This is a genomic window from Neisseria sp. P0001.S005 (assembly GCF_051963715.1).
Window position 1 is genome coordinate 1 of record NZ_JBQCTZ010000126.1, and the last position, 10,135, is coordinate 10,135.

At 48.0% G+C, this 10,135-nt stretch carries 12 protein-coding genes and 1 pseudogene; 9 read left to right on the top strand and 4 right to left on the bottom strand.

Translation table 11 applies throughout. The features are described from left to right. Positions 1-36 precede the first annotated feature (36 nt). The 8 genes from ACTHSP_RS13725 (at position 37) to ACTHSP_RS13760 (ending at position 6,163) form a co-directional block, all read left to right on the top strand. Positions 37-459 (top strand): DciA family protein, encoded by a 423-nt coding sequence (locus ACTHSP_RS13725; RefSeq protein ID WP_314513540.1) that lies wholly within the window; start codon positions 37-39, stop codon positions 457-459. A 291-nt stretch (positions 460-750) separates the two neighbouring features. Continuing rightward, a complete protein-coding gene (gene azu, locus ACTHSP_RS13730; protein ID WP_314513539.1) occupies positions 751-1,329 on the top strand; it encodes an azurin in 579 nt (192 codons plus the stop codon). A gap of 92 nt (positions 1,330-1,421) precedes the next feature. Further along, positions 1,422-1,931, top strand: a complete 510-nt coding sequence (locus tag ACTHSP_RS13735) for a hemerythrin domain-containing protein (RefSeq protein WP_314513537.1) — start codon at positions 1,422-1,424, stop codon at positions 1,929-1,931. Between the two features lie 34 nt (positions 1,932-1,965). Beyond that, complete coding sequence (locus ACTHSP_RS13740; RefSeq protein WP_004519621.1) at positions 1,966-2,586, top strand: glucose-6-phosphate 1-dehydrogenase family protein; 621 nt, start codon at positions 1,966-1,968, stop codon at positions 2,584-2,586. Between the two features lie 111 nt (positions 2,587-2,697). Further along, positions 2,698-3,831 (top strand): succinyl-diaminopimelate desuccinylase, encoded by a 1,134-nt coding sequence (gene dapE, locus ACTHSP_RS13745; protein ID WP_314513535.1) that lies wholly within the window; start codon positions 2,698-2,700, stop codon positions 3,829-3,831. Positions 3,832-3,928: 97 nt separating this feature from the next. Continuing rightward, entirely contained in the window at positions 3,929-4,276 is a 348-nt protein-coding gene (locus ACTHSP_RS13750) for a VOC family protein (protein WP_128581240.1), read from the top strand. 6 nt (positions 4,277-4,282) lie between these two features. Further along, on the top strand, positions 4,283-5,038 hold the full coding sequence (locus ACTHSP_RS13755) for a methylated-DNA--[protein]-cysteine S-methyltransferase (protein WP_314513552.1): 756 nt from the start codon (positions 4,283-4,285) through the stop codon (positions 5,036-5,038). Positions 5,039-5,167: 129 nt separating this feature from the next. Then, the gene (locus ACTHSP_RS13760) at positions 5,168-6,163 is read left to right on the top strand and encodes an ornithine carbamoyltransferase (protein WP_440346287.1); all 996 of its coding nucleotides are present in this window, start codon (positions 5,168-5,170) and stop codon (positions 6,161-6,163) included. 99 nt (positions 6,164-6,262) lie between these two features. On the opposite strand, the gene ACTHSP_RS13765 is transcribed toward ACTHSP_RS13760, so the two are convergent. From ACTHSP_RS13765 to hemN, 4 genes are all read right to left on the bottom strand, one after another. After that, on the bottom strand, positions 6,263-7,249 hold the full coding sequence (locus ACTHSP_RS13765) for a TraB/GumN family protein (protein WP_440346288.1): 987 nt from the start codon (positions 7,247-7,249) through the stop codon (positions 6,263-6,265). Positions 7,250-7,287: 38 nt separating this feature from the next. Beyond that, a complete protein-coding gene (locus ACTHSP_RS13770; protein WP_004519627.1) occupies positions 7,288-7,533 on the bottom strand; it encodes a DUF1289 domain-containing protein in 246 nt (81 codons plus the stop codon). Between the two features lie 366 nt (positions 7,534-7,899). Beyond that, positions 7,900-8,232, bottom strand: coding sequence for a hypothetical protein (locus ACTHSP_RS13775; RefSeq protein ID WP_049329518.1), 333 nt, complete (start codon positions 8,230-8,232; stop codon positions 7,900-7,902). Positions 8,233-8,363: 131 nt separating this feature from the next. Beyond that, positions 8,364-9,785 (bottom strand): oxygen-independent coproporphyrinogen III oxidase, encoded by a 1,422-nt coding sequence (gene hemN / locus ACTHSP_RS13780; protein ID WP_440346289.1) that lies wholly within the window; start codon positions 9,783-9,785, stop codon positions 8,364-8,366. A gap of 162 nt (positions 9,786-9,947) precedes the next feature. On the opposite strand from hemN, the pseudogene ACTHSP_RS13785 reads away from it, so the two are divergent. Continuing rightward, a pseudogene (locus ACTHSP_RS13785) lies at positions 9,948-10,135 on the top strand (transcriptional regulator); the annotation flags it as partial.

The window sequence follows — 10,135 nt, forward strand, 5'->3', positions numbered from 1 at the left end:
TGTTTGGTTAATTTACTGAGAGGCCGTCTGAAACATATGGATTTAGCACAATTAGGCAAGCGCGATCATTTATTGGCGGGCTTGTTGCAACAATCGCAACAATGGCGGAAATTGGATGTAAAAATCAAAACGGTTTTGCCGGCCAACCTGCATCCGCATTTTCAGACGGCCTGCGTAGAAGACGGAAGATTGGTCTTGCTTGCTGCCAACAATATGGCTGCTTCGCGTTTGAAAATGATCCTGCCTGCCATGTTGCCCAAGTTGCAAGCATTGCATGCAGGCGTCAGGGAAGTGGTGGTCAGGGTAGTCCCCAAGCCTCTGTCTCAGCCGAAAACCAATAGTTTGCGATTGAGCGAGGCAGCTTTAGACAGTTTCGATGAGGCGGCAGCCAAATTGGAAGGCAAACATCCCGAATTGGCGGCGGCATTGGCAGAATTGGTGCGCAAGCATAGCCGTTAAAATTATGTCAAATGAGATTACGGTTAATAAATGTTAAAACTTATATCGTTCGGCTGATAGCATCTAATACTAAAGAAATACGACCTAAAAAGTATCTGTTTTCTTTTAGGTAAACTGATGTAAACTTGGCTTGAAACTTTGATTTCGTGTGAAGTTTGTAGCAAAATAACGCCTGAATTTCACATCACGCTATGCGGATAAATTTTAGTTTGGCGTTTGCCTTTTATTAATATATTCGCGTGGTACTGTTAATAGAACTTAACAAGACTCTCATCATTAGGAGATACATCAATGAAAGCTTATCTGGCTCTGATTTCCGCTGCCGTTATCGGCTTGGCTGCATGCTCTCAAGAAGCTGCAAAACCTGCTGAAGCCCCTGCTGCTTCTGCCGCTTCCGAAGCTGCCCCTGCAGAAACTACTGCACCTGCTGATGCAGCTCCTGCTTCTGAAGCCGCTCCAGCCGACGCTGCCGCCGCTCCTGCTGCCGGCAACTGCGCGACTACTGTTGAAGCCAACGACGCTATGCAGTTCAACACTAAAGAAATCCAAGTAAGCAAAGCTTGTAAAGAATTCACCATCACCCTGAAACACACTGGTACCCAACCTAAAGCCAGCATGGGTCACAACATTGTCATCGGTAAAGCTGAAGACATGGACGGTATTTTCAAAGACGGTGCCGGTGCTGCTGACACTGACTACGTTAAACCTGATGATGCACGCGTTGTTGCCCACACCAAACTGATCGGTGGTGGCGAAGAAGCTTCCCTGACTCTGGATCCTGCTAAATTGGCCGGCGGCGAATATAAATTCGCTTGTACCTTCCCAGGTCACGGCGCTTTGATGAACGGTAAAGTTACTTTGGTTGACTAATCCGCCTCAAGCTCGAAAACAGACAGCCTGCCTTGCGCAGGCTGTTTTGTTATAATCTGGAAACATTAATTTAAGAATAAAACCTCAAAACCATGAATCCGTTTGAAACCAAAAGCGTTACTTTTGCCGAACCCATTGAAATGCTGTACGCCTGTCATGGCAAAGTGCGCCGTTTCTGCAGCCAGGTTGCCATGTTGTCGGACTATATTGCCGAAAACGGCTGCAATCAGGTCGTTTTGCAAACCATTCGCCAAATTGCCCAGTATTTCAACGTTGCCGCGCCGTTGCACCATGAAGACGAAGAGGAAAATTTCTTCCCGCTTCTATTGCAATATGCGCCGCAAGCTCAAGAAAGCGTTGACGAGCTTTTGCGCCAACATATCAGCCTGCACAACAACTGGGAGGCAGTATCCGCCGAATTCGCCAAGCTTGAAGCGGACAACGCCTATGTCCCCGATGCGGAAACGTTCAAACGCTTTGTCGCAGGATATGATGTTCATCTGGCGATTGAAGAGCCGCTGTTTGATATGGGCAAAACCTTTATCCCCAAAGAAAAACTGACCGAAATCGGCGAAATTATGGCCGCACGCCGCCGCAAATAAGGTCGTCTGAAACAATCGTCTCAAGGAATACACTATGCTGACCCCAAAAAGTTGCGATTTGTTCAATATTCCCTTTTTCCAATTTTCCCAGCTTAAAAAATACCAGCCTGAAAGCATTCCGCAAATCAAAGCCGACTATAAAGAAAACTGGCAGGTATGGCAGCAGCTGATCCAGCAGGTTGCCGCCGAATTGGGTGCGCCGTTTGCGCCACCGCATATCGAACGCTGGTGTAACGGCTGGCAGGTCCGCGCTCATTTCTTTGCCTATTTCAAATACGAACAATATAAAAATTCTGCAGCAATTTTATCGATTTTGCTGAATCGCCGCCGTCTGAGCGTCAGCTTGGATTGGCACTGCTATAAAGCCGATGTTTCACCTATTGCGCTGCCTGATTACAACCGCTGGCTGGATAATTTTGATACTGAAAAATACGCTTCCTTCGATATGTGGCACGGTGCGGAAAGCGAATATGATGATTATCGTACCGTTGCCCAACAAAGCGACGGCGATAGAAAGCTTCGAGACGACAAAGATTTCTTCTGTATCGGGAAGCACATCGAACGTGATGATTTAGGCAAGCAGGATGTCGCGAAATGGATAGTGGAAACAGTGGAAGACTTACTGCCACTTTATGAAGCTTGCCATGGAAAATAACTCAGAATACCGAAAGGCAGACTGCCCATTCAGTATCTTCAAATAAATCAAGGCCGTCTGAAAATTATATTCAGAACGTTTCAGACGGCCTGTTTCTCAAAGTGAACAAATATGACCGAAACGCAATCCCTAGGGCTTGCCAAAGAGCTGATTTCCCGCCCATCCGTTACACCGGATGACCAAAACTGCCAACAACTGCTGGCCGAACGCCTGCAAAAAATCGGTTTTGCCGTAGAGGAGCTTCATTTTGGCGACACCAAAAACATTTGGTTACGACGCGGTACGCAGGCTCCGGTGTTCTGCTTTGCCGGGCATACCGACGTCGTGCCGACAGGCCCTGTTGAAAAATGGGATTCGCCACCGTTTGAACCGACCGAGCGTGAAGGCCGTCTGTATGGCCGCGGCGCGGCGGATATGAAAACCAGCATTGCCTGTTTTGTTACCGCCTGCGAGCGATTCGTTGCCGAAAATCCCAATCATCAAGGCAGCATCGCGCTCCTGATTACTTCGGACGAAGAGGGTGATGCGCTAGACGGCACAACCAAAGTCGTCGATGTGTTGAAAGCACGCGGCGAGTTGATTGATTACTGCATCATCGGCGAACCGACCGCCGTGGATAAATTGGGCGATATGTTGAAAAACGGCCGCCGCGGCTCGCTGTCGGGTAACCTGACCGTCAAAGGCAAGCAAGGCCATATTGCCTATCCGCATTTGGCAATCAATCCCGTGCATACTTTTGCCCCGGCCTTGTTAGAGCTGACACAAGAAGTCTGGGATGAGGGCAACGAATACTTCCCCCCGACCAGTTTCCAAATTTCCAATATCAACGGCGGCACAGGCGCGACCAACGTGATTCCGGGCGAGCTGAACGTCAAATTCAATTTCCGTTTCTCTACCGAGTCCACCGAAGAAGGGCTGAAACAACGCGTCCACGCCATTTTGGACAAACACGGCGTGCAATACGATTTGCAGTGGTCTTGCTCAGGCCAACCGTTCCTGACTCAGGCAGGAAAACTGACCGATGTGGCACGCGAAGCCATTGCCGAGATTTGTGGCGTTGAGGCCGAATTGTCCACCACCGGCGGTACTTCGGACGGACGCTTCATCAAAGCCATTGCCAAAGAACTTATCGAGTTAGGCCCGTCCAATGCGACCATCCACCAAATCAACGAAAACGTACGTTTGGAAGATATTCCGAAGCTGTCGGCAGTGTATGAATGTATGTTGAAACGTTTGTTGAAGTGAAAAAGGCCGTCTGAAAAAGTAGGATATTAGCCTGATAAAATGGTGTATATTTTTCTTAAGTAATACTGCGATAACAATTAGTTGATAAGGAGAAAAGTTGAAGTACGATAATTTTTTCTTTCCTGCAGATGATCTGGCTACTAGTTGCCGTTTTTATCAAGATGTACTGGATTTACCCGTTAAATTCGACTTTTCCGAAAGCGGTATGGTTGCTTTTCGGGTGGGAGAAGAAGAAGCTGCCATCATTCTTAAAGAGCGGAAAAAATTTCCCAATATGACGCCTGCCGTGTGGATTGAAGTGGATGATGTGCGGGCGAAGTATGCGGCGTTACAGGGTAGAAATATCCGTTTTCTAAGTGAACCTTTCCGTATTCGTACCGGATGGGCTGTGGAATTTTTTGATCCGTCGGGTAATCGTTTGGGGTTTGTTGATTATCGGGAGTAAATGCAGATGATTACTCTGCCTTCTTTAAACGAGCTTCCATCAAAGTGGAATGAAATCCGAGAGCAGTTGGAAACTGACTTTCCCGCCACTCTTGAAGCCTTGCTGCACGAGTGTCTTACTGAACACGAAGCCAAGCAGTGTGAGCAGGATTTTATTGACTGTATTGGTTGTACGCCTGAAGAGTATGTCCGTATCCGCCGAGCCATCCGTCTGTTGGAAACGCGTTATCCTGATAGTCCGAACGAATTGACTGCGGCCGCGGTTGCCACGCCGTTGGGCGAGATGTTAGCGGTATTCGGCAGTAAGGGTTTGTGTCTGCTGGAATTTGTCGGGCAGAAACATATGGAACAGGAAATCACAGCTGTCCAAAAAGCTTTACACGGGCAGTTTATTTTTCAAGAAAATGAGCAAACGCAATTTTTACGCCAAGAATTGGATTTATATTTCCAAGGCCGTCTGAAAGTTTTTGCGACACCTTTGGAAACGATAGGCACGGCCTTTCAGCAGCAGGTATGGAATGCACTGCTGACCATTCCTTACGGCGAAACGCGCAGCTACAAGGAGCAGGCGCAGCAGTTGGGTAATCCTAAAGCCATTCGCGCCGTTGCCGCTGCAAACGGGCAGAACAAGGTATCTATCTTGATTCCCTGCCACCGTGTTATCGGCAGTGACGGTAAGCTGACCGGCTACGCAGGCGGTTTGAACCGCAAACAATCGTTGCTTGCCTTGGAGCGAGGCGAGGTTCAGACGGCCTTGTTTTGAGAGGATCTGCATTAGGGGCAGGCTTCGCACGCTGAAAAATTGAGTAGCAGAAGGTCGGGGAAGCCCGGAAAAATCTGCATGGAGAAAAATGTTGGGCAACGCCCACGCTAGAAAAAAGAGAAATAAGACATGAGCCTGAAAAACCGCCATTTTTTAAAACTTTTGGATTTTACGCCGGAAGAAATTACTTCCTATCTCGACCTTGCTGCCGAATTGAAGGCTGCTAAAAAAGCAGGGTGCGAGGTGCAGCGGATGAAGGGGAAAAACATCGCCCTGATTTTCGAGAAAACCTCAACTCGTACCCGCTGCGCGTTTGAAGTGGCCGCACGCGACCAAGGGGCAGGGGTAACTTATCTGGAGCCGTCTGCCAGTCAAATCGGGCATAAGGAAAGCATTAAGGATACGGCGCGTGTTTTGGGGCGGATGTTTGACGGTATCGAGTATCGCGGTTTTGGACAGGATGTAGTGGAAGAGCTGGCCAAGTATGCAGGCGTGCCTGTGTTCAATGGTTTGACCAACGAGTTCCACCCGACCCAAATGCTCGCTGATGCGCTGACGATGCGCGAGCATAGCGACAAGCCTTTGAACCAAATTGCGTTTGCCTATGTCGGCGATGCGCGTTACAACATGGCCAATTCGTTGCTGGTGTTGGCTGCGAAACTGGGCATGGACGTGCGTATCGGTGCGCCGAAAAGCCTGTGGCCGTCTGAAAACATTATCGAGACGGTGCAGGCTGTTGCCAAAGAGACCGGTGGACGGATTTTGTTGACGGAAAATGTGCAGGAAGCCGTGAAAGGCGTGGATTTTATCCATACCGATGTGTGGGTCAGCATGGGTGAGCCTAAAGAGGCGTGGCAGGAACGTATCGATTTGCTGAAAGATTACCGAGTTACGCCCGAATTAATGGCCGCGGCTGAAAATCCGCAAGTCAAGTTTATGCATTGCCTGCCTGCTTTCCATAATCGCGAAACCAAAGTCGGCGAATGGATTTATGAGACATTCGGCCTGAATGGCGTGGAAGTAACGGAAGAAGTCTTTGAAAGTGAAGCCAGCATTGTGTTTGATCAGGCAGAAAACCGGATGCACACGATTAAAGCGGTGATGGTAGCGGCATTGGGCGATTGAGTTTTGCGTTCAACATTGTTTACCACTTCATTTAATAGAGATTAAATAAAGGCCGTCTGAAAGAAAGACTTTCAGACGGCCTTGTCGTTTGATTGGGGTTTATTGCCAAATCAGGACTTTGGGTTCGGGCGTTACTTGATAGCCTTCTTGACGCAATAGTTCGATTAAGCCTTTTTCGCTGGGTAAATGGGCAATGCCGACGGCAAAGAGGGTGCTTTGTTTGGCGGATTGCTTGCGGATTTCAGGCAGCCATGCCAAGTTGCGCCGAATCAGGAGGTCGTTCTTCAGCCAATCGGACATGGCTTTGGCGTATTTGGTATCAACAAGTTTGAGGGTGCGTTGTTCGGTTTCTTCCAAAAGTGGGATGAGTTCTTCAAAGTGGCCGTCTGAATAGGCTTGATGGAGTTTTTTGACATTTTCGGTTTCTTCTTTATTGGTTTTAATACTGGCTTTCAGAAAGTTGATCATGGTTTCTTCAGGCTGTGCTTTGAAGATTGCGGAAACTTCGTCCAAGCTTTCTAATGAACCACGCGGTTTATTGATGTCGGCGGCCGCGTTGGTCAGCAACATATCTGCACCGGTTTCTGAGCTATACCCTCGGGGAAATGTACTGCCGGCAAAAATGAATGCCGCCCACGGATGGAGCTTGTCGGCAATTTGGGCGATGGGTCGGCTTTCTTCATTTTGCGAATAGATTTCTTGTAAAAGACGGAAATCTGCTTTGCCGAGCTTGCGGCTGAGCGGTTCGGTACTCATGAATTCTTTGAAGTATTTTTGATACATTTTTTTCGTTTCCGGACTGCTGTCCGGCAGTGGGTCAACTTCTGTCGTCAGTTGGTCGGTGGATTGCAACAGTTTGACTGCATCGTAAGACAAGGTTTGATTGGTTCGTCCCATGTGGATGGTGCCGAGCAGATAGGAATCGGGTTGGCCTTCTTTGCTGATTTTCCAGACATTGCTGGTCAGTTTAGGCTGCTGCCAGTTAAGTTCGGCAGGTTTGCTTTCGGGTGAGGTCGCGGCGGGTTTGCAGGCGCCCAAGGCAAGGGCGGTCAATGGCACAAGCAGGCAGGCGAGCAGTTTTTTCATGTTTTTCCTTATTGTGGTGTGCGGTAGGCAAGGGTAATTTAGAAATCGAGCAGGTTTTGAACCGGATGTTCGCCCGTTTCGGTTTTTTCCATTTTGCGGTTGCGGATTTTGGCCTTCCTGAGGGACAGAAGGTGCATGACTTGGTGCTTTTGGCTGTCAGTCATCTGGAGCCAGTACAAGCGCTCTTCCCGGCTGCGCAGACAGCCTTTGCAATAGCCTTTGGCATTGGCTTCGCAGACACCTATACAGGGACTGGGGATGGGGAAAAAATCAGGTTGTTCCATATTTTAAAAGCGTTTGAGATAAGAGACCGGACAAACCAAAATTGCAGACTGCTTTCGTATTTATCTAAACACGATCGGTGTATCCAGCAGGGTTCCTACCAATATCCAATTGAGTTAGTCATTTCAATAACCTTACATATGAAATCCAAGGCATAAAAAACCTAAGAAAAACCATAAATATATTGCAGATTATATCTTGTACTGCAATGGTATCGTATCGATTCCAAATGTGGGAGCAAAGTGTACAGTAAGGTCTCCAAGATCAATTACGGTATGTTTGGCAGAATCATGTTTTAATACAAATCTGGAGTTCCTCTATATTTTGATTTTCAGACGACCTTATGCCCAACTCCAACTATTTGCACTTTATGACTTAATCAGTTTACGCAAAGACTGGTTGTTGTATTTGATATCGGCAATCATTCGGTCGTATTGGTGCATTCTACGGAGCGAGCGGGTAATCAGATAGACCGAGAAAATAATCAAACTGATGTTCATCAGACTGACTAGTGCGAGCAAGGGCCAAACATCAACGGCTTCGTACCATTTCGATGTCGCAATCAGCGCACTGAAAATAGACAAAGGGAGTGCGAAAACGGCAATGCCCGTACGCATGATAGCAAGTGCCGTGCGTTTTTCAGCAAGGAGAAGCTGTACTTGATTGATGCTGAGGATATCGTTTTGCTGTTCGGTAATCATAGGGTACGCGCCTATACAAATTAACTTTGAATCCCGATAAAGCGGGAAATATGGTTTTATGTTACCCGAAAGTATTGAAAATAAAAACAAAGGTCGTCTGAAAATTTTCAGACGACCTTTTCCATTCCTGTTTACACAGTTTGCGAGTATTTGGCTTTGGTTTCTTTATGGCGCAGATGGTAGTCGAACACCATGGCGATGTTGCGGATCAGGAAACGGCCCTTCGGCGTAACGGTCAGGCTGTGCGGTTTGAGACGGACCAGGCCGAGGGTTTCCAGTTGCTTCATATCTTCCAGTTCGGCTGCAAAATAGCGGCTAAACGGAATGCCGAACACGCTTTCATAAATTTGATAATCAAGCGAGAAGCGGCACATTAAATCCTGAATGATGTTGCGGCGTAAAATGTCGTCTTGATTGAGCTGGTAGCCGCGCATAATCGGCAGATGTCCGGCATCGAGTGCGGTGTAATAGGCATCGATGTCGCGCTCGTTTTGGGAGTAGGTGCTGCCGATTTTGCCGATAGAGGATACGCCGATTGCCACCAAATCGCAGTCGGCATAGGTCGAGTAGCCTTGGAAGTTTCGTTGCAGGAAGCCTTCTTTGAGGGCGATGGAGAGTTCGTCGTCAGGTTTGGCAAAGTGGTCCATACCGATGAAAACGTAGCCGCGCTCAGTCAAGGTTTGAACGCAATATTGCAGCATATCGAGTTTTTCTTCGCTGCCGGGTACGACATTGGTGTCGATACGGCGTTGCGGTTTGAAGATATGCGGCAGGTGGGCGTAGTGGTAAAGGGCGAGGCGGTCGGGATCGAGGGATAAGACCGTGTCGATGGTGGTTTTGATGCTTTCGGTGTTTTGGTGCGGCAGGCCGTAAATCAAATCGACGCTGACCGATTTAAACCCGGCTTCACGCGCGGCATCAATCACTTCTTTGGTTTCTTCATAACTTTGAATGCGATTGACGGCTTCCTGCACTTTAGGGTCAAAGTCTTGAATACCGACACTCATGCGGTTGAAGCCGAGTTTGCCCAGTTTGAGGACGGTTTCGCGGCTGACTTTGCGCGGGTCGATTTCGATGGAGTATTCACCGTTGGGAATCAGCTGGAAGTATTTACGAATCATGTCGAAGACGCGTTCGAGTTGGTCGTCACTCAGGAATGTGGGCGTGCCGCCGCCGAAGTGGAGCTGCGCGAGCTGGTGTCTTCCGCCCAAATGCGGGGCCAGCAATTCCATTTCTTTTTCCAGATACTGGATATAGGCATCGGCACGGCTTTTGTCTTTGGTAATAATTTTGTTGCAGCCGCAGTAGTAGCAGATGGTATTGCAGAAGGGGATGTGGATGTAGAGTGAAAGGGGTTTGTTGAGCGCGCCCATGTTGCGCAGGTTTAAAGCTTGGATATATTCGGCTTCTTTAAAGCCTTCATGGAAGCGGTCGGCGGTTGGATAGGATGTATAACGTGGACCGCTTGATGGCAAACTGGCAATCAATTCGCGGTCGAATTCCGGTAATTCATTGTTTGTGTTGGTGTTATTTGAGATGGGGATGATTTTCATGGTCGGGGCTTGTAGTATGAAGTAAGGAAATTAGGGAAAATTTTAGTCAAAATTTCGATAGTTTGGTAGAATGCCTGATAATGATATGCCGACTTTGACTTGGGTCAATAGTTATTCGGCTTCATCAGGGGTTGAGAAAATTAAGCAAATTAAAGGTGCGTTATGGCTACACACAATGCAACACATCAAATGAAAACCTTGTGTTCCACATGTTCTTTACGCGAGCTGTGTTTGCCTGTCGGACTAATGCCTAACGAATTTTCACAATTAGATGCGGTTATTCGTCAAAGCCGCCGTCTGAAAAAAGGTGAATACCTGTTCCGTGCCGGCGAGCCGTTTACCTCTTTGTT